The organism is Pseudomonas antarctica, assembly GCF_900624995.1.
GTDB lineage: Bacteria > Pseudomonadota > Gammaproteobacteria > Pseudomonadales > Pseudomonadaceae > Aquipseudomonas > Aquipseudomonas antarctica.
The window spans coordinates 1-18,138 of record NZ_UYXQ01000083.1 but is presented as its reverse complement, the minus strand read 5'-3'; the positions used below and the strand labels follow the sequence as shown (position 1 = coordinate 18,138).

18 protein-coding genes and 2 pseudogenes are annotated in these 18,138 nt (G+C 60.0%); 11 read left to right on the top strand and 9 right to left on the bottom strand.

The genetic code is table 11. From position 1 onward, the window contains the following. Both E0F99_RS30580 and tal read left to right on the top strand, forming a co-directional pair. Positions 1-176, top strand: a pseudogene (locus E0F99_RS30580) (IS110 family transposase); the annotation flags it as partial. A gap of 278 nt (positions 177-454) precedes the next feature. Further along, positions 455-1,381, top strand: coding sequence for a transaldolase (gene tal / locus E0F99_RS23295; RefSeq protein WP_083359535.1), 927 nt, complete (start codon positions 455-457; stop codon positions 1,379-1,381). Between the two features lie 202 nt (positions 1,382-1,583). Here tal and rssC read toward each other — a convergent pair whose 3' ends face one another. Continuing rightward, the gene (rssC, locus tag E0F99_RS23285; RefSeq protein WP_017848891.1) at positions 1,584-2,066 is read right to left on the bottom strand and encodes an anti-sigma factor antagonist RssC; all 483 of its coding nucleotides are present in this window, start codon (positions 2,064-2,066) and stop codon (positions 1,584-1,586) included. Then, positions 2,066-3,247, bottom strand: coding sequence for a two-component system response regulator RssB (gene rssB / locus E0F99_RS23280; RefSeq protein ID WP_083359536.1), 1,182 nt, complete (start codon positions 3,245-3,247; stop codon positions 2,066-2,068). Before rssB ends, rssC begins: the two co-directional genes overlap by 1 nt. Before the next feature lie 277 nt (positions 3,248-3,524). On the opposite strand from rssB, the gene E0F99_RS23270 reads away from it, so the two are divergent. Continuing rightward, positions 3,525-3,821, top strand: a complete 297-nt coding sequence (locus E0F99_RS23270) for a PilZ domain-containing protein (protein WP_083359537.1) — start codon at positions 3,525-3,527, stop codon at positions 3,819-3,821. 58 nt (positions 3,822-3,879) lie between these two features. Here the strand turns inward: E0F99_RS23270 and E0F99_RS23265 are convergent, their stop codons facing one another. Next, complete coding sequence (locus E0F99_RS23265; RefSeq protein ID WP_083359538.1) at positions 3,880-4,569, bottom strand: MlaA family lipoprotein; 690 nt, start codon at positions 4,567-4,569, stop codon at positions 3,880-3,882. Positions 4,570-4,765: 196 nt separating this feature from the next. Between E0F99_RS23265 and pcrP the strand changes: the two genes are divergently transcribed. Beyond that, complete coding sequence (gene pcrP / locus E0F99_RS23260) at positions 4,766-5,374, top strand: HAD superfamily inactivated hydrolase PcrP (protein WP_083359539.1); 609 nt, start codon at positions 4,766-4,768, stop codon at positions 5,372-5,374. Between the two features lie 110 nt (positions 5,375-5,484). Beyond that, positions 5,485-5,751 (top strand): DUF4404 family protein, encoded by a 267-nt coding sequence (locus tag E0F99_RS23255; RefSeq protein WP_083359540.1) that lies wholly within the window; start codon positions 5,485-5,487, stop codon positions 5,749-5,751. 74 nt (positions 5,752-5,825) lie between these two features. Here the strand turns inward: E0F99_RS23255 and queF are convergent, their stop codons facing one another. Together queF and copI are read right to left on the bottom strand one after the other, a co-directional pair. After that, on the bottom strand, positions 5,826-6,656 hold the full coding sequence (queF, locus tag E0F99_RS23250) for an NADPH-dependent 7-cyano-7-deazaguanine reductase QueF (RefSeq protein WP_083359541.1): 831 nt from the start codon (positions 6,654-6,656) through the stop codon (positions 5,826-5,828). A gap of 66 nt (positions 6,657-6,722) precedes the next feature. Then, entirely contained in the window at positions 6,723-7,259 is a 537-nt protein-coding gene (copI, locus tag E0F99_RS23245) for a copper-resistant cuproprotein CopI (RefSeq protein WP_083359542.1), read from the bottom strand. Between the two features lie 156 nt (positions 7,260-7,415). Here copI and E0F99_RS23240 point away from each other — a divergent pair, with 156 nt between their 5' ends. Together E0F99_RS23240 and E0F99_RS23235 are read left to right on the top strand one after the other, a co-directional pair. Further along, complete coding sequence (locus tag E0F99_RS23240) at positions 7,416-8,096, top strand: heavy metal response regulator transcription factor (RefSeq protein WP_083359543.1); 681 nt, start codon at positions 7,416-7,418, stop codon at positions 8,094-8,096. Then, complete coding sequence (locus tag E0F99_RS23235; protein ID WP_083360484.1) at positions 8,093-9,448, top strand: heavy metal sensor histidine kinase; 1,356 nt, start codon at positions 8,093-8,095, stop codon at positions 9,446-9,448. Before E0F99_RS23240 ends, E0F99_RS23235 begins: the two co-directional genes overlap by 4 nt. 111 nt (positions 9,449-9,559) lie before the next feature. Here the strand turns inward: E0F99_RS23235 and E0F99_RS23230 are convergent, their stop codons facing one another. Genes E0F99_RS23230 through E0F99_RS23220 form a run of 3 tightly spaced genes read right to left on the bottom strand, consistent with a single transcriptional unit; the run spans position 9,560 to position 12,806 of the window. After that, a complete protein-coding gene (locus E0F99_RS23230; RefSeq protein WP_083359544.1) occupies positions 9,560-10,804 on the bottom strand; it encodes a lipoprotein-releasing ABC transporter permease subunit in 1,245 nt (414 codons plus the stop codon). Positions 10,805-10,864: 60 nt separating this feature from the next. Beyond that, positions 10,865-11,548, bottom strand: a complete 684-nt coding sequence (lolD, locus tag E0F99_RS23225; RefSeq protein WP_165447631.1) for a lipoprotein-releasing ABC transporter ATP-binding protein LolD — start codon at positions 11,546-11,548, stop codon at positions 10,865-10,867. A 7-nt stretch (positions 11,549-11,555) separates the two neighbouring features. Then, positions 11,556-12,806 carry a lipoprotein-releasing ABC transporter permease subunit gene (locus E0F99_RS23220; protein WP_083359546.1) on the bottom strand — a complete coding sequence of 417 codons (1,251 nt, stop codon included), beginning with the start codon at positions 12,804-12,806 and terminating at the stop codon, positions 11,556-11,558. A gap of 94 nt (positions 12,807-12,900) precedes the next feature. Between E0F99_RS23220 and E0F99_RS23215 the strand changes: the two genes are divergently transcribed. Further along, positions 12,901-13,485 carry a PilZ domain-containing protein gene (locus E0F99_RS23215; RefSeq protein ID WP_083359547.1) on the top strand — a complete coding sequence of 195 codons (585 nt, stop codon included), beginning with the start codon at positions 12,901-12,903 and terminating at the stop codon, positions 13,483-13,485. Positions 13,486-13,529: 44 nt separating this feature from the next. Further along, complete coding sequence (locus E0F99_RS23210; RefSeq protein WP_083359548.1) at positions 13,530-14,252, top strand: glycerophosphodiester phosphodiesterase; 723 nt, start codon at positions 13,530-13,532, stop codon at positions 14,250-14,252. A gap of 42 nt (positions 14,253-14,294) precedes the next feature. Here E0F99_RS23210 and sthA read toward each other — a convergent pair whose 3' ends face one another. Then, positions 14,295-15,689, bottom strand: a complete 1,395-nt coding sequence (gene sthA, locus E0F99_RS23205; protein WP_083359549.1) for a Si-specific NAD(P)(+) transhydrogenase — start codon at positions 15,687-15,689, stop codon at positions 14,295-14,297. A gap of 234 nt (positions 15,690-15,923) precedes the next feature. On the opposite strand from sthA, the gene E0F99_RS23200 reads away from it, so the two are divergent. Both E0F99_RS23200 and tcuC read left to right on the top strand, forming a co-directional pair. Continuing rightward, positions 15,924-16,466: a chalcone isomerase family protein gene (locus tag E0F99_RS23200; protein ID WP_083359550.1), complete on the top strand. Its 543-nt coding sequence runs from the start codon at positions 15,924-15,926 to the stop codon at positions 16,464-16,466. A gap of 168 nt (positions 16,467-16,634) precedes the next feature. Then, positions 16,635-17,932: pseudogene (gene tcuC, locus E0F99_RS23195) on the top strand (tricarballylate/proton symporter TcuC). The last annotated feature ends 206 nt before the right edge of the window (positions 17,933-18,138 follow it).

Below are 18,138 nucleotides of genomic sequence, written 5' to 3'. Positions count from 1 at the left end.
GCATCAGGTCAAAAGCTTGGAAGCCGCTGTATGAAGGTTACCTGGCCAGGGGCCTGAAAACGACTCAGGCCCTGGTCATCATCGCCCGCAAGCTGGCACGTATTGCGTTTTCACTCATGAAAAATCAAAGCGAATACCAGTCAAAAGCGGTTTTGGAGGCTTCCCCTCAACCATAGAATCTCCCACAGTTTTGAGTGATGGGTGTCAGGGGGAAGTTTGTTGGCTGGGCTGGCGTTATCGCAGGCAAGCCAGCTCCCACATTTTGACCGGGGTGGTCATCGGGCAGTTGGGTTGAACCTGACGGCGGTTTTGGTCTCCTAGTTAGCAGTACGGCCGGTGATTCAAACGGCTGTTTTCAGGTTGTTGCCCTCGCAAACGATCGAACGCATTTGCGCCCTTGAGCGCCTGCCGGCGCTCGGGTAATGTCATCAGACCCACAGGACAGAGCACGCCCATGACTTCCAAGCTGGAACAACTCAAGCAATTCACCACCGTTGTAGCCGATACCGGCGATTTTTCTACCCTCGCCAAGCTCAAGCCGCAAGACGCCACCACTAACCCTTCCCTGCTGCTCAAGGCCGCATCGATCCCAGGCTATGCCAAGCTGCTGGATGAGTGCGTTAAGGACTGTAACGGCGACGTGGGCCTGGCCAGCGACCGTTTTGCGGTGGCGGTGGGTCAAGAGATTCTCAAAGTCGTGCCGGGCCGTATTTCCACTGAGGTGGATGCGCGCCTGTCGTTCGATGAAGCGGCCATTCTTAAGCGTGCGCACCGTCTGATCGACCTGTACGACAAAGCCGGCGTTGGCCGTGACCGTGTGCTGATCAAGATCGCTTCCACTTGGGAAGGCATCCGCGCGGCGGAGAAGCTGGAAAAAGAAGGTATTCAGACCAACCTGACGCTGCTGTTCTCGTTCGCCCAGGCTGTGGCCTGTGCCGAGGCTGGGGTGTTCCTGATTTCGCCGTTCGTGGGCCGTATCTACGATTGGTACAAGAAGGCCAACGGTAACGACTACACCGGTTCCGATGATCCAGGCGTGCAGTCGGTAACGCGCATCTACAACTACTACAAGGCCAATGGCTACAAGACAGTGGTGATGGGGGCGAGCTTCCGTAACCTCAGCCAGATTGAAGAGCTGGCCGGCTGTGACCGCTTGACCATCAGCCCGGACCTGCTGGAGAAACTGGCGGCGGATGAAGGCAAGCTGGAGCGCAAGTTGGCGCCAGGCCATGCCGGTGAAGCGCGGGTGCATTTGACTGAAGCGCAGTTCCGTTGGGAGTCCAACGAGGATGCGATGGCGACTGAGAAGCTGGCGGAGGGGATTCGTCAGTTTGCTCGCGATCAGGAGAAGCTTGAAGCGTTGTTGACTGCCAAGCTGTAATAGCGGCGGTAGTAAAAAGGGCGGTACCCTCGCGGGTGCCGCCCTTTTTTGTGCCTTTCGCCTACCTCAAGCCAAGCGCAGCTCAACTGTGGGAGCGGGCTTGCTCGCGAAAGCGGTGGGTCAGTTACGAATTTACTGACTGACACCCCGCTTTCGCGAGCAAGCCCGCTCCCACATTGGAATTGTGCGTGTCAACTGGGGCTTAGTGGCGTTCCAGGGCGTTCACGAGGTCGTGGAAGGCTTCGCGGTTGGACTCGTTCAGGCCCATCAGGATTTTGTGCGCTTCCAGCACCTTGATCCGCACAATTTCCTCGGACTGGTCTTGCGACGGCAGGTCGGTCAGGCATTCCGGGCAGGGGATCGGGCGATCAACGATGTTGAACACTTGATCAAAACCCATGGACTGCAACAGGCGGGTGATGTCTTCGTGGGTGGTGACCACAGTCGGCAACAGGCCGACCTTCTGCCGCGACAGAATGGACAACTTGGCCAGCAGGCCCAGGGTGGTGCTGTCGATGCTGCGGGTTTCGGTCAGATCGATCACGATCGCCGAGAAATTCAGGGCTGTGAAAATCCGCTCAATCGTTGCATCCAGCGCCGAACACAAGGTCAGGCGCACTTCACCGACAAACTTCAGGACGAAGGTCCCGTCTTGCTCGGCGAATTGGATTCTTCCGGTACTCATCAAAGATTCCTGCTCAACACCATTAGGGCGATATCATCCGGCATCTCCCCTAGCGTGGCCAATCCAAAAACCTGCCGCAGGCCATCCAGGCTGCCGCCCGCCGACTTGACCTTTTGGGGCAAGGCGGCTTCTTTCTCTTTGAGTGTAGGCTCTGGAAGCAGGTCCAGGATACCGTCGGACATCAGCGTAAGGCTGAAGGTCGGCGGCAGTTCCAGGATGTGGTCTTCGTAGGTGGCTTCATTGAACAAGCCCACCGGCAGACCACGGCCTTCCAGGTAACGCACACTGTCAGGAGTGTATAACACCGGCATCGGCAGGTGACCGCCGATGCTGTAGGTCAAAAGACCGGTTTCTTCATCAATCACGCCGCCGACCATCGTCACGTGCTTGCCCAGCTTACAGCTGATCAGGCCTCGGTTGATGTGGCCCAGCACCTCGGAGGGGGTGAACTCCGGCAAGGTGCCATTGCGCTTGGATTCGAACAACAGCCGTGTGGTCATGAACTTCAACAACACGGTGACAAAAGCAGAAGAAGCGCCGTGGCCGGAGACGTCGGCCAGGTAGAACGCCACGCGCCGTTCATCGACGCGGAAATAATCGACAAAATCACCCGACAGGTACAGTGACGGGATGATCTGGTGAGCGAACTTGAACTCGTCGATGCTCCAAGGGCTGACCGGCAGCATGTTCATCTGCACCTGGCGACCGGCGTTCTGGTCTTCCTGGAGCAAATTGAGGCTGGCTTCGAGTTCGCGGTTGGCGGTTTCGAGCTTTTCGCGGTAGCGCTGGTTTTCCAGCAGCAGGCGGGCACGGTCCAGTGCGCGGCGCACCGAGTGCTCCAGCACGGCCAGGTCTTCCAAGGGTTTGATCAGGTAATCGGCGGCGCCCAGGCGCAGAGCCTCGACGGCGTCGTTCATCACGCCAGCACCGGACACGACAATCACCGGCGTCTGCGGGGCAAGCTCGGTCACCTGGCGGATCAGCTCAAGGCCGCCCATCTGGGGCATGCGCAGGTCGCAGATCACAAGGTCGGGCTTGTCGCGCTCGAATACCTGAAGACCCTGTTGGCCATTGCTGGCCTGCAGGACGCTGAAGCCACTGTCTTCCAAATAGGCCGCGAGGCTCGCGCGCACTACTTCGTCGTCATCGATTATCAGCAGCGTGGCACTGGTTTTTTGCATGTGGGCAAACGGCGCCAGAATTAGGTTGGCGTAGGCGGCTCGGCAATGGCCGGGCGCACGTACTGGATTCGCTTTCTAGCCACTCTGTCCTACAAAGTGCGGGCTTTTTGGCCCACGCACAACGGTAAAGCAGAGGTGCCCTTCTAAGGCGCAGACGGTACTCCCATCCGTCAGGGGTTTCAAGCTCATGCCGATGGTCGCCGGGCGTCTTTACACCGCAAATCACAGGGAGTTATAAGAACACCCACGACCACAACACAAAGTAAGGATGGAACCCGTGAGCGAACACGAGCGCGACTACGCCGAAAAACGCGATTTCATCCGCATGCGAGTGGATGCCGATGTGTCGCTGATCCACGCAGGGCAGGAGATTGCCGGGGTCTGCGTGGACCTTTCCAGCTCTGGCATGCAGGTTGAGGCCCCTCGCCAGTTTCAGGTCGGGGACACCCTGACGGTGCGCATTGATTCAGAGCACGCCGCCCTGGCGGGCCTGGAGGCGGACACCGAGGTGGTATGGGCCAGGAACGAAGCCGAGCGCCAGCATCTGGGCCTCAAGATCTTGAAAATGCGCTGAAATCGCGCACAAAAAAAGGCGACACTGGGTCGCCTTTTTCATTTCAAAACGTCACAGCTTAAAAGTCGTCGACGACCTTGCCGTCTTTGACCTTGAACTCACGGTTCTGCAGGTAAGCGTTACGGATGAAGGTGTACTTGTCACCGGTGATCAGCTTCTCGCTTTCGAGCAGGCTGGCACGGGTGTCGACGATGTTCAGGCCGAAGGTGCTGTTACGCCAGCCGATGTCGTTCATGTAGCGATACGGTTGGGTGTAGCTGTCGACGTACTTGGACGGCGCATCACGCAAGGTGCTTGGGCCCAGCAGCGGCAGCATCACGTAAGGACCGCTGCCGACGCCCCAGTAGCCGAGGGTCTGGCCGAAGTCTTCATCGCTGCGTTGCAGCCCCATTTTGGTGCCGACATCAATAAAGCCCAGCACGCCAAAAGTGGTGTTCATCAGCAGGCGGGCAGTGTCCACACCGGCGGCGTGTGGCTTGAGTTGCAGCACGTTGTTGGCCAAGTTGCCGACATCGCCGATGTTACGGAAGAAGTTGTGCACGCCGTCTTGCACGAACTGCGGGGTGACAAACTGATAACCCTGGGCCAACGGCTTGAGCGCGTAGGTATCAACGGTGTCGTTGAAGGTGAAGATCGGGCGGTTGACGCTTTCCCATGGGTCGTCTTCCGACGCCGCCTGGGCCGCGAACGGGGCCAACAGGACAGTGGCACACACAGATAGCTGAGCGAAGTACTGGCTCCAGCGCATAGCTTTTGCTCCTTGAATGGTCTGTCATGGGCGCTATGCCCTGAATAAGGGTGTCAGTATATGACGGAAGTGTTGGTTTAGGCAGCTACGAGGAAACGACATACGAAAAATGCACAAAATTCCTACAATTACCCGTCAGTGTCATGCGCTTGTCATCCAGCCTCGATAGCGTCATTGCTATTTCAGGGATGTAGAAATGCCTCACGCCGAGATTGCCGCCGCCAATGCCCCCTCCTTGACTGCCGTACTCTTTGGCCTGAGTGGCTGCCTGGTGGATTTTGGTTCCCAAGCGCGCACTGACTCGCTCGCCCTGCACTCCCACGCCACGCCGGGCGCGCTGAAAATCCTGCGCAGCCTTAAAGACCAAGGCGTGCCCTGCGCTTGGCTGGACGAGCTACCGCCCTCGGTCACCCACCCGCTGGCTGCCGCGCTGCCTGACTGGATCAAGGCAGCCTCGCCCTCCTCCATCCGCTGGCCGGCGCCGCATGCGTGCTGGCAGGCCTTGATGGAACTGAATATCGAACGCCTGGAAGGCTGCGTACTGGTCAGCGGCGAGCCGCGCTTGCTGCAAGCGGGCCTGAATGCCGGGTTGTGGACCATTGGTCTGGCGTCGTGTGGTTCGCTGTGCGGCCTGGCGCCCGAGCAATGGCAGGCGCTGAGCGAGCAGCAACGCGAGTACAAACGCGGTAAAGCCACGGTGGCGCTGTACGGGCTGGGCGTGCACTCGGTGATTGATCACCTCGGTGAGCTCGGCACCTGCCTGGCCGACATCAGCCTGCGCCGGCTCAAAGGCGAGAAGCCCTGATCGAGATCATGCACTAAGGGCGCCGGTGGATTAATCTACCCGTCAGCCCGTAGACCTTTCGCGACGTGCCGCGGTCTATGCCAGTGCCTATCGATAAAAGGAAGAACGCCATGCCTGCCCGCGAAAAACTGCAAGAACAGGTCACCATCCTGCGCGAGCAATTGAACCAGGAGCCACCGCTGCCACCCGAAAAGCGTGACGCGCTGGAAGAATTGATTGCGAAGCTTGAAGTGCAACTTGAGTTGGAACCCGCCACCCAATCCCCGAGTATCGCTGACGATGTGAATCGCGCGGTGGAAGGCTTCGAACTGGATCACCCAGGTATTGCGGGGACGCTGCGCAATATCGTGATCACCTTGGGCAATATCGGGATCTAACCCAAGCCCAAGCCAAACGCAGAACCAAATGTGGGAGCTGGCTTGCCTGCTCCCACATTTGTTTTGTGTGAAGGCTACTGACGGGCCAGTCGCAGGTTTTGGAACTGCACATCTTCCGTACTGCGGTACGGGTTGATATCCAACCCGCCCCGGCGCACATAGCGCGCATACACAGTCAACTTCTCAGGCTTGAGCAAGCGCTGCAGGTCGAGAAAAATCCGCTCCACACACTGCTCATGAAAGTCGGAGTGCTGGCGAAAGCTCACCAGGTATTCCAGCAGGCTGGCATGATCCAGCGCCGAACCCCGGTACTCCACCGCCACGCTGCCCCAATCGGGCTGACTGGTGACCGGGCAGTTGGATTTGAGCAGGTGGCTGTGCACGCTCTCCTCGACAATGCGCGAATCATCGCAACGCAGCAGTTCCGGGCGCGGGTGTTCGTAGTTGCTGACGCTGATGTCCAGCGCGTCAATGCACACGCCCGGCAAGGCTTGCACACCTTCGGCTTCAACCTCGGCGAGGCGGCGGATACGCACATTCACGGGCTTGCCGGCGGCGGCGCTGAGGTCGGTGCGCAAGGTCGCTTCCAGGCTTGCCGTATCGGCAAACGCGGTCTGGTTCAGCGAATTGAGGTACAGCTTGAAGGACTTGGACTCGATGATGTTCGGCGAGTCGGCCGGGATGCTGAACTCACCGATGGCCACCACCGGCTTGCCCGACGGCAGTAACCAGGACAATTCGAAGCAGTTCCAGAAATCCACGCCTTTATACGGCAGTGTCTCGGCGCTCAGGCCCAGCTCGGCCCACTTGGCGGCGCGAGGAATCGGGAACAGCAACGATGGGGTGTAGGTGCTGATGTATTCACTGGACTTGCCCAGCGGCGAATGTTCGGCTGCGGGATGCATGGCGGAAACCTGGCTAAATAAACCGCGCCAGTCTACCAGCCTTTGCTCCCGCCCTTAAGAAACGCCTCACTCAACGGTCAGTTTGCCGACCATGCCGGCCTGGTAATGCCCGGGGATATTGCAGGCAAACTCCAGGCCCGTGGCTTTGGTGAAGGTCCAGGTCAGCTCGGCAGTCTTGCCGGGCTCGACCAGCACGCTGTTGGGATCATCATGCTTCATGTCGCCCATGTCGCCGTGGCGCATATCATCCTGGTGCATGGCGCTGTGGTCCATCTTGCCCATGCCGGTGGCGGTGAGCATGCCGCTGGCCTGCATCTGTAACATTTCCTTCTGGTGTTCGGCATGCATCGCCGCGTCACCCAGGTTGAATTCGTGGAGCAACTGGCCTTTGTTGACCAGCACAAAGCGCACGGTCTCACCGGCCTTTACGTCCAACGCCTTGGGTGAAAAGGAAATGTCCTGCAGCACCACTTCCACGGTGCGCGTGGCTTTGTCGGCCGTCGCCGGCTGGCCAAAGGCGAAGGTGTGGGCCGTGTCAGCCACGGCATTGAAACTCAATGCCAACAGGCAACCGGCCAATATCAGCGGTGTACGCAACGCCATCTCAATTCTCCAAAGGTGTGTGAACAGCTTGGCCAGCACTCTAAGATGGCGCCGCTGCCAGCCAGCTGACTGCTAGATTACAACTTTGTCAGGTTGCGCCCTTGCCCTGGCACCCACGGTATAACGCCTGATGCTCACCGCTGCCAAGAGTCGCCCATGAAACTGCTGATCGTCGAAGACCAACCGAAAACCGGCCATTACCTGCGCCAGGGCCTGACCGAGGCTGGCTTTATCACCGAACTGGTGGCCGACGGCACGACGGGGCAGCATTTGGCACTGACCGGTGATTACGACCTGCTGATCCTCGACGTGATGCTGCCAGGCCGCGACGGCTGGCAAATCCTGCAAGCCGTGCGCAGCGCCGGCCTGGATATCCCGGTGCTGTTCCTGACTGCCCGCGATGCCGTGGAAGATCGCGTGCACGGCCTGGAACTGGGCGCCGACGACTATCTGGTCAAGCCCTTCGCCTTTTCCGAGTTGCTGGCGCGGGTGCGCAGCCTGTTGCGCCGTGGCGGCAGCTCGCCGCAGGAAACCGCGCTGCAACTGGCCGACCTGCGCCTGGACCTGATCCGCCGCCGCGTTGAACGCGACGGCCAGCGCATCGACCTCACCGCCAAGGAATTTTCGCTGCTGGAGCTGCTGCTGCGCCGACAGGGCGAGGTGCTGCCCAAATCGCTGATCGCCTCCCAGGTGTGGGACATGAACTTTGACAGCGACACCAATATCATCGAAGTGGCGATCCGCCGTTTGCGCCTCAAAGTCGATGACAACTTCCCCAACAAGCTGATCCACACCGTGCGCGGCATGGGGTATGTGCTGGAGGAACGGTGCAATTGATCAAGCGCCTGTCCCTGGCCAGCCGTCTGGCACTGCTGTTTGCGGCCTGCACCGCGGTGGTTTCGTTGCTCGCCGGTGTGCTGTTCAACCACGCCAGTGAGGCGCACTTTATCGAGCTGGACCAGCAACAACTCGACAGCCAACTGGTGGCACTGCGCAGCACCTTGCAGGGCGTCGACTCGCCGCACGTGTTCGCACAACGTGAAGCGCAACTGCGCGTCGAGCTCAATCGCCAGCCCGAACTGACGCTGCGCATTACTGCCGCTGGTCAGCGCTGGTTTGACGGCGCGCCTGGCATCAGTCTGCCCGAAGCGCCCGGCCTGCACAGCCTGCAAAACGCCGGCACTGAGTATCGCGTCTACAACGCGCCGTTGGTCGCCGGCCAACCCCGTTCACCCCAACTGACGCTGATGCTCGACATCACCCATCACCAGCACTTCCTGCAACGCATGCAGCACCTGATCTGGCTGACCGTCGGCCTCTCGGCCCTGGCCACCGCGCTGCTCGGCGCCTGGGCAGCACGCAGCGGGTTACGGCCGTTACGGCGCATGGGTGAAGTGGCCGCCAGCGTGTCGGCGCACTCGCTGACCCAGCGCCTGCCGCAACAGCACATGCCGCTGGAACTGGCCGAGCTGGCCCAGGCCTTCAACGCGATGCTCGGGCGCCTGGACGACTCGTTCCAACGCCTCTCGGCCTTCTCCGCCGACATCGCCCACGAGCTGCGCACGCCGCTGTCGAACCTGCTGACCCACACCCAAGTCATCCTCACCCAGCCACGGCCGCTGGAGGATTACCGCGAAGCGCTGCACAGCAACCTGGAAGAGTTGCAGTGGATGGCGCAACTGGTGAATGACATGTTGTACCTGGCCAAGGCCGACCACGGTTTACTGATGCCCAAGCGCGAAGCCTTGGCGCTGGGCGATGAAGTGGAGGCGCTGCTGGAGTTCTTCGCGTTGCTGGCAGAGGACGCGCACGTGAATCTGGTGCGCGAGGGCGGCGCCCATACGGAGGGTGATCGCGGCATGTTGCGCCGGGCGTTGTCGAATTTGCTGGATAACGCGCTGAGGTTCACCCCGGCCGGTGGCGAAGTGCGGGTGCGGATGGTTGAAAGCACACGGGGCGTGAGGCTGACGGTGGAGAATACGGGGGAAGGTATTCCGGCGGCGTTGTTACCGAGGTTGTTTGATCGGTTCTACCGGGCCGACCCGGCGCGCCGCGAAGGCAGCAGCGAGCATGCAGGGCTAGGGTTGGCGATCACCCAGTCGATTGTGCGGGCGCATGGGGGGCGGATTTATTGTGAGTCTGGGGCGGGGTGGACGCGGTTTGTGATTGAGTTGCCCAAAGAAGATTGATGCAGCCCGGGCCGGCCCCTTCGCGAGCAAGCCCACACATTGGACCGTATTCCAAAAGCAGTACGCGGACAAATGTGCGAGCGGGCTTGCTCGCGAAAGCGGTCTTAGATGTTACGAATATCTCAAAGCATGCGCCGGCTCAATCTTCGCCGCCCGATACGCCGGGTACAGTGTCGCCAAAAAGCTCAACACAAACCCGGCCGTGCAAATCAGCAGCACATCGCCGCCTTGCAGTTCCGAAGGCAGATTACTGACGAAGTACACGTCAGAACTGAAGATATGCTGCCCGCTCACGCGCTCCAGCCAACCCACCAGCTCACTCACGTTGAGCGCCGCAATCACGCCCAGCACGCCGCCGATCAAGGTGCCGACAATGCCGATCACCGTGCCCTGCACCATGAAGATCGCCATGATCTGGCGGGGCGTGGCGCCGATGGTGCGCAAGATAGCGATGTCTGCGCCCTTGTCGTTCACCACCATAATCAAGGTGGCGATGATGTTGAACGCGGCGACGGCGACGATCATCAGCAGCAACAGACCGATCATGGTCTTTTCCATTTTCATGGCGCTGAACAGGCTGCCCTGAGTGTGGGTCCAGTCATCGGGCTTGTAGGCCGCGCCGAGGCTGGCGGCGATGTCCGCCGAGACTTTGGGCGCTGCATACAGGTCTTTCACCGCCAGGCGCACGCTTTGCACCTGGTTCGGCTGCCAATGCTGTATCTCGGCGGCGTCAGCCATGTTGATCAAGGCCATGGAGCCGTCCAGCTCAGCGCCGACCTTGAAGATACCGACCACGTTCAACCGCTGCATGCGCGGGGTGATGCCACCCGGGGCAGTGCTGATTTCCGGCACGATCAGGGTTAGCTTGTCGCCCACGTTCAGACGGAAGCGCCGTGCGGTGATGTCGCCGATGACCACGCCGAATTCGCCGGCCTTCAGGTCTTCCAGTTTGCCGCGAACGATATGCTGGGCCACGATCGAAACCTTGCCTTCCTGGGCCGGGTCGACGCCGCTGATTTCGATCGGCTGCATCGCGCCCTTGTAGGAGAACATGCCGTCCATCTGCGTGAACGGTACTGCGGCGGTGACTTCAGGGTTCTTCATCGCCGCAGCCGCCACGGGCTGCCAGTCATCAATCGGGCTCACGCCGACGATGGTGGCGTGGGGCACCATGCCGAGGATGCGCGAGCTCATTTCGCGCTGGAAGCCGTTCATCACCGACAGCACCACGATCATCGCCAGCACGCCGAGGGCGAGGCCGATCATCGAGGTCATCGAGATAAACGAAACAAAACGGTTGCGGCGCTTGGCGCGGGTATAGCGCGTGCCGATGAAAATCGATAACGGTCTGAACATTCGCGGGCACCGTTTAAAAAAATGAAAAAGCCCAGCGCCAGGCGCCGGGCTTGAAACGGGTCAGATGGCGACCAAGTGACCTTCCTGCAGGTGCAGCACACGGTCCATCTGGCGGGCCATGCTCATGTCATGGGTCACCACCAGGAACGCGGTGCGCATCTGGGTGCTCAGTTCCAGCATCAAGTCCTTGATGCCCTGGGCGGTGTGGGCGTCGAGGTTGCCGGTTGGCTCATCGAGCATCACCAGCCCTGGGTTGTTCACCAAGGCACGGGCAATTGCCACGCGCTGGCGCTCGCCGCCGGACAGTTCGGCCGGCTTGTGCTCCAGGCGATGCCCGAGGCCGACACGCTCCAGCAGGGCTTTGGCACGCTGGCGCGCTTGCGGGATCGCGGTCTTGCCGATCAGCAGCGGCATGCACACGTTTTCCAGCGCGGTGAATTCCGCCAGCAGGTGGTGGAACTGGTACACAAAGCCCAACGAACGGTTACGCAGTTGGCCACGCGCCTTCTCACCGAGGGCCGACAATTCTTCGCCGGCCAGCCATACGCTGCCCTGGGACGGCGTATCCAGGCCGCCCAACAGGTTGAGCAAGGTACTTTTGCCCGAACCGGAACTGCCGACGATCGCCACGCGCTCGCCCGGGTGCAGTTCCAGCTGCAGGTTGGACAAGACCACTACCGATTCCGGACCTTCCTCGTAGGATTTGCCCAGGTTGCGGCAACTCAAAATTGCTTTTTCACTCATGCCCGATTCACTCATAACGTAAGGCCTGTGCTGGCTGGGTACGTGCCGCGCGCCAGGCTGGATACAGGGTGGCAAGGAAACTCAGGACCAACGCAGCGCCGCCCACCATCAACACGTCCTGGGCCTGAACCTGGGACGGCAAGTAGTCGATGAAGTAGACGTCGGCGTTGAGAAACTTGTGGCCGAGGACTTTTTCCAGCGCGGCGATGGCGGCGCTGACGTTCAGCGCGGCGAGGATGCCAACCGCAGTGCCGATCAGGGTGCCGACCACGCCGATCACGGTGCCCTGCACCATGAAAATCGCCATGATCTGCCCCGGCGTGGCGCCAAGGGTGCGCAGGATGGCGATGTCGCCCTTCTTGTCGTTCACCACCATCACCAAGGTGGAGATGATGTTGAACGCCGCCACGGCGACGATCAGCAGCAACAACAGGCCGATCATGGCTTTTTCCATACGGATGGCTTGGTAGAGGTTGCCGTGGGTGCGAGTCCAGTCGCGGGCGTAGTACTGGGATTCACCCAAATGCTGGGCGATTTCCCACGCGCCGCGCGGTGCCTCGAACAGGTCGTTGAATTTGAGGCGCAGGCCCTGCACTTGATCCGGTTTCCAACGATGCAGGCGCGCGAGATCGGTGAGGTTGGTCAGGCCAAGGTAGCCGTCGATCTCGCCGGCGCCGACGTGGAAGGTGCCAACCACGGTGAAGCGCTTCATGCGCGGGAACATGCCGGCCGGGGTTACGGTGACCTCCGGGGCGACGAAGGTCAGCTTGTCGCCGATGCCCACGCCGAGCTTGGCCGCCGCCTTGTCGCCGATCACGATGCCGAAGCTTGCGGGCGCCAAATCGTCGAGTTTGCCCTGCAACATGAACTTGTCGATGATCGACACGTTACGTTCCTGGGCCGGATCGATGCCATTGAGCAGGATTTTCTGCACCTTGCCGTCGTTGGTCAGCAACCCCTGCATCTGGGTAAACGGCGCAACGGCCACCACCTTGGGGTTCTGCTTGACCTTGTCGGCAAGGCTTGGCCAGTCGCTGATGGGCGAATCGCCCTCGATGGTCGCGTGAGGCACCATGCCCAGCACGCGGGTGCGCATCTCATGATCGAAGCCGTTCATCACCGACAGCACCACGATCATCACGACCACGCCCAAGGCGAGCCCGATCATCGAGGTCAGGGAAATGAACGACACAAAATGATTGCGACGCTTTGCACGGGTATAACGCGTGCCGATAAATACGAAGAGAGGTCTGAACATGTCGGGGCTTGTTCGGAGGAAAAGAAGACGTCCCGGTGGCGGGGTCAGGTAAGCAGCTTTACACTCTGACCATTACCGCTACTTTGGGTTCGCCATGTCGACATTAGATGAAGAAGAACGCCGCGAATACTACCGTATCGACGACATGATCGCACTTCAAATCAGCACACTGTCTGCCCCGGAAGCGGCGAGCAAGGAAGTGTTGCTGGATGATTCGCCGCTATTCAACCTGCTCAGCGAATTGCACCTCAGCGAATTCGAAGCCCAGCACCTGCTGCGCCAGATCAACGAGAAAGATCGCAGCCTTGCCGCCTTCCTCAAAGTCCAGAACAAACGCGTGGACCTGCTCAGCCAGATCATGGCGCGCGGCCTGCTCGATGAGGTGGGCGCGCCGCAGCCGGTGATCATTTCCGAAGGTGGTATCGACTTCGAGCACCCCACGCACCTGACGCCCGACACGCACCTGGCGGTCAAGCTGGTATTGATGCCCCAGGCGCTCGGCCTTTTGCTGCGTGCCCGCGTCACCCATTGCGACCCCAAGGGCGACGTTTTTGACGTGGGCACGGAGTTCGAATCCATGACCGACGCCCAGCGCCAGTTGCTGGCGCGCTACATTCTGCAGAAACAAGCCCAGGAACGACGCCTGGCACGCGAACAAAGCGACGCCCAGGACACCTGAATCTCGTATGACCCCGCCGGGCTATCTGGCGCAAAGGAGCAACTGTGACCCTGATTTACGGCCACCGCGGTGCCAAAGGCGAAGCACCGGAAAACACCCTGACCAGCTTTCAGGAGTGCCTCAAGCACGGTGTACGCCGCTGCGAATTGGATTTGCACCTGTCCATGGACGGCGAGTTGATGGTGATCCACGACCCGACCCTCAAGCGCACCGCCGATCGGCGCGGCAAAGTCGTCGAGTATTCGGCGGCGGACCTGGTGAAGATGGACGCGCGCAAAGGCGGCCCGGGTTGGGTTCAGCCATGCCCGATCCCACGCCTGGAAGCACTGTTCGAGAAATGCGACTTCGATCACTGGCAGTTGGAAGTCAAAAGCGCCTCGCGCACCCGCGCGGCGACGACCGTGCTGGCGATTCGTGAGATGGCCGTACGTTTCGGCCTGATGGACAAGGTCACCGTGACCTCAAGTTCGCGGGAAGTACTGAAAGCGGCGGTTGAACTCACCCCCGACCTGTCGCGCGGCCTGGTGGCCGAATACGCCTGGCTCGACCCGTTGAAGGTCGCGCGAAACTACGGCTGTGAATACTTGGCGTTGAACTGGACGTTGTGCACCCCCGAGCGTCTGGAAAAAGCCCAGCGCCAGGGTTTGCACGTGTCGGTGTGGACAGTCAACGAACCTGCGTTGATGCGCAGGCTCGCCGACTTCGGCGTAGATAGCCTGATTACAGACTTTCCCGGTTTGGCCACTGCCACGCTCGAGAATTACTGAAATCGGTCTCCCCGGCCGGCTCAGGCCACCGGCCGGAGCCGCTCAAAAAAGCCGGTTGAGGCCATCGTAGGCCGCTACCCGATAGGCTTCGGCCATGGTCGGGTAGTTGAACGTGGTGTTCACAAAATACTTCAGGGTGTTTTGCTCACCTGGCTGGTTCATGATGGCCTGGCCGATGTGCACGATCTCCGAAGCCTGGTAGCCGAAGCAATGCACGCCGAGCACTTCCAGGGTCTCGCGGTGGAACAGGATCTTCAGCATGCCTTGCGGCTCACCGGCGATCTGCGCACGCGCCATGCTCTTGAAGAACGCCTTGCCGACTTCGTAAGGCACCTTGGCCTTGGTCAGTTCGTGTTCGTTCTTGCCGATCGAGCTGATCTCCGGAATCGTGTAGATACCGGTCGGCACGTCGTTCACATAACGCCAGCTGCCGTTGTCGACAATGCTGCCGGCCGCCGAACGGCCTTGGTCATGCGCGGCACTCGCCAGGCTTGGCCAGCCGATCACGTCACCGGCGCCATAGATATTGGTCACGCAAGTGCGGTAGTTCTCGTCCACTTCGATCTGGCCACGGCTGTTGACCTTGACCCCTACGTTTTCCATGCCCAGCTTGTCGGTGTTGCCGGTACGGCCATTGCACCACAGCAAGGCGTCGGCCTTGATCTTCTTGCCGGACTTGAGGTGCAGGATCACACCATTGTCCAGGCCTTCGACCCGCTCGTACTCTTCGTTGTGGCGCACGGTGATGTTGTTGTTGCTGAAGTGGTAGCTCAACGCCTGGGAAATTTCCGAGTCGAGGAAGCTCAGCAACTGGTCGCGGTTATCCACCAGTTCTACCAGTACACCCAGGCCGCTGAAGATCGAGGCGTATTCACAGCCGATCACGCCGGCGCCGTAGATGATCAGTTTGCGCGGGGTGTGGCCCAGGCTGAGGATCGTGTCGCTATCGTAGATACGCGGGTGGTGGAAATCGATATCCGCCGGGCGATACGGGCGCGAACCGGTGGCGATGATGATGTGCTTGGCCACCAGCTTTTCGACCACGCCGTTGGCGCAGACCACTTCGACGGTTTGCTCATCGGCAAAGCTGCCAGTGCCAAAGAACAGGTCGACACGGTTACGGGCGTAGTAACCGGTGCGCGACGCCACTTGCTTGGAGATGACTTTTTCGGCGCTTTTCAATACGTCCGGGAACGAGAACCAGCGCGGCTCACCAATGGCCCGGAACATCGGGTTGGTGTTGAACTGCATGATCTGGCGCACCGAATGACGCAAGGCCTTGGACGGGATGGTACCCAGGTGGGTGCAGTTACCGCCGACCTGGCGACGGCTATCGACCATCGCCACCTTGCGCCCAGCTTTGGCGGCGTTCATCGCCGCACCTTCTCCAGCCGGGCCGGAACCCAGTACCACCACGTCGTAGTTGTAGACAGCCATGCGTACTCCTCAGAACAGGCCAGGCGTTCGGTTGGACGCCTGGCTAAATCATGCCGCGGCCAGCGGGCATGAAGGACAATTTGGCTCAAGTGTGTGAGCCGGGGCACAGTCTATATAAGGCTCAACGCCGCGAACATTAACCCTTGGTCGCGTCGTAGGCCAGTCTTGCCTTTACTACAGGAACAGGAAACTGGCATTACACTGCTGACACGCACCTTTGTAGGACGGACCATTATGCGGCATGTGCTTTTGTGTTTATTGCTGATTTTCTCTGTGGCCGTGCAGGCGAGTGAAGCGGACCGGCTCAGGCAGGCGGGTTTTCCTGCGCAATCCCAGGAGCTGGCCCGGAAAAACCAGGCGGTGCTGGAGTATCTCTGGGCGGATGTCTACGCGGCAGCGCTGTACGCCCCGGCCAACATCAGTGCGAAACAGGCCTGGGACCAGCAAAAGCGCCTGCGCCTGACGCTGTACTACTTTCGCGACATCGATCGTAACGATGTGATCAAGGCCGCCCTTACCACCCTCAAGCGCCAGCAAAGCCGGGCGACCCTCGCCCGCTTGAAACCAGAACTGAATCAACTGCATGCCAATATCCACAATATTCGCAGCGGTGATCGTTACGCCCTGGATTTTCATCCTGGGCGCGGGTTGAGCCTGGAGATCAACGAGCAGGTGGTGTTCAGCAGTGGTGATGATGAATTGGCAAAAGCCTATCTCGGCATCTGGCTGGCACCGAAGGGCCTGTCGGACAGCCTGCGTAAGTCACTCCTCAATTAAACGCCGCCACATTTGGGTGTTCATTGCCCTCAGCTCTTGCGACATTTAGTCAGCTTGCTATCGGTTTCTGTTGCGGGCAGTAACCAATACACATATGGTTACAAAACTGCAGCAAGGACGAATGATGACCAAGGATCACCAATAAGATAGCCAAGATGAGTGCATGACATGTCCACCACGACGGGCAAAGGCAAGGCGATTTTTCGCGTTGTCAGCGGTAACTTCCTTGAGATGTTCGACTTCATGGTCTATGGCTTCTACGCCACGGCCATTGCCAAAACCTTCTTCCCCAGCGACAGCGCGTTTGCCTCGCTGATGCTGTCGCTGGCGACCTTCGGCGCCGGCTTCCTGATGCGACCACTGGGCGCGATCTTCCTCGGTGCCTACATCGACCGCCACGGGCGTAAGAAAGGCTTGGTCATCACCCTGGCCATGATGGCCGCTGGCACCATCCTCATCGCTTGCGTGCCCGGCTATGCCACATTGGGCGTGGCTGCGCCGCTGATCGTACTGTTCGGCCGTCTGCTTCAAGGTTTCTCCGCCGGCGTCGAACTGGGTGGTGTGTCGGTGTACCTGGCGGAAATCGCCACGCCGGGGCGCAAAGGCTTCTTCGTCAGTTGGCAGTCCGCCAGCCAGCAGGCCGCTGTGGTGTTTGCCGGTTTGCTCGGCGTGGGTTTGAACACTGGCTCAGCCCCGAAGACATGGGTGACTGGGGCTGGCGCGTGCCGTTCCTGATCGGCTGCCTGATCGTGCCAGTGATCTTTGTGATTCGTCGCTCGCTGGAAGAAACGCCTGAGTTCCAGGCGCGTAAACACCGCCCTACCCTGCAGGAAGTCGTGCGTTCGATCGGCCAGAACTTTGGCATCGTCATCGCCGGCATGGCGCTGGTGGTGATGACCACCGTGTCGTTCTACCTGATCACCGCCTACACCCCGACCTTCGGCAAGGCCGAGCTGCACCTGTCCGACTTCGACGCGTTGCTGGTGACGGTGTGCGTGGGCATCTCCAACTTCATCTGGCTGCCGGTGATGGGCGCAGTGTCCGACAAGATCGGACGCAAGCCCCTGCTGCTCGGCGCGACGATTCTGGCGATCCTGACGGCGTATCCGGCGTTGTCCTGGCTGGTGGCCAACCCAAGCTTCAACCACCTGCTGATTGTGCTGTTGTGGTTGTCGTTCCTGTATGGCTCGTACAACGGGGCGATGGTGGTGGCGCTCACCGAGATCATGCCGGTGGAAGTGCGCACTACCGGCTTCTCCCTGGCCTACAGCCTGGCGACGGCGACCTTTGGTGGGTTTACACCGGCGGCCTGTACCTATTTGATTCATGTGCTGGACAACAAGGCAGCGCCGGGGATTTGGCTCAGTGGGGCAGCGATTTTGGGCTTGATTGCTACACTGGTCCTGTTCAAGGGCAATCGGCATGAACTGAGGACTGCGCAGGCTTCAGTAGTCGGTGGCGCTTGATAGAGCGCTTTCGCGAGCATCGGTATCTACGCAACTTTCTGTGTTGCGCTAGGGTTTTGACGGGGTTTTTAGGTAGATATGAGTACATATCCGTTGCTGCGGTAACGGCTTCGTAGGGTTCCGCTCTTACAGCGGCTCACTTTTGGAAAGACCCAAAAGTAAGCAAAAGGTCTTTGCCCCACCACTCGGTGCCTCGCCTAGGCTCG

What these genes read in the sequence shown, in the direction of transcription:
- tal (WP_083359535.1), top strand. Translation starts at nt 455, where the DNA reads ATGACTTCCAAGCTGGAACAACTCAAGCAATTCACCACCGTTGTAGCC.
- E0F99_RS23215 (WP_083359547.1), top strand. Translation starts at nt 12,901, where the DNA reads ATGTCGACATTAGATGAAGAAGAACGCCGCGAATACTACCGTATCGAC.
- E0F99_RS23265 (WP_083359538.1), bottom strand. Translation starts at nt 4,569, where the DNA reads ATGCGCTGGAGCCAGTACTTCGCTCAGCTATCTGTGTGTGCCACTGTC.
- rssB (WP_083359536.1), bottom strand. Translation starts at nt 3,247, where the DNA reads ATGCAAAAAACCAGTGCCACGCTGCTGATAATCGATGACGACGAAGTA.
- E0F99_RS23200 (WP_083359550.1), top strand. Translation starts at nt 15,924, where the DNA reads ATGCGGCATGTGCTTTTGTGTTTATTGCTGATTTTCTCTGTGGCCGTG.
- lolD (WP_165447631.1), bottom strand. Translation starts at nt 11,548, where the DNA reads ATGAGTGAAAAAGCAATTTTGAGTTGCCGCAACCTGGGCAAATCCTAC.
- E0F99_RS23240 (WP_083359543.1), top strand. Translation starts at nt 7,416, where the DNA reads ATGAAACTGCTGATCGTCGAAGACCAACCGAAAACCGGCCATTACCTG.
- E0F99_RS23230 (WP_083359544.1), bottom strand. Translation starts at nt 10,804, where the DNA reads ATGTTCAGACCGTTATCGATTTTCATCGGCACGCGCTATACCCGCGCC.
- pcrP (WP_083359539.1), top strand. Translation starts at nt 4,766, where the DNA reads ATGCCTCACGCCGAGATTGCCGCCGCCAATGCCCCCTCCTTGACTGCC.
- E0F99_RS23220 (WP_083359546.1), bottom strand. Translation starts at nt 12,806, where the DNA reads ATGTTCAGACCTCTCTTCGTATTTATCGGCACGCGTTATACCCGTGCA.
- E0F99_RS23255 (WP_083359540.1), top strand. Translation starts at nt 5,485, where the DNA reads ATGCCTGCCCGCGAAAAACTGCAAGAACAGGTCACCATCCTGCGCGAG.
- queF (WP_083359541.1), bottom strand. Translation starts at nt 6,656, where the DNA reads ATGCATCCCGCAGCCGAACATTCGCCGCTGGGCAAGTCCAGTGAATAC.
- copI (WP_083359542.1), bottom strand. Translation starts at nt 7,259, where the DNA reads ATGGCGTTGCGTACACCGCTGATATTGGCCGGTTGCCTGTTGGCATTG.
- rssC (WP_017848891.1), bottom strand. Translation starts at nt 2,066, where the DNA reads ATGAGTACCGGAAGAATCCAATTCGCCGAGCAAGACGGGACCTTCGTC.
- sthA (WP_083359549.1), bottom strand. Translation starts at nt 15,689, where the DNA reads ATGGCTGTCTACAACTACGACGTGGTGGTACTGGGTTCCGGCCCGGCT.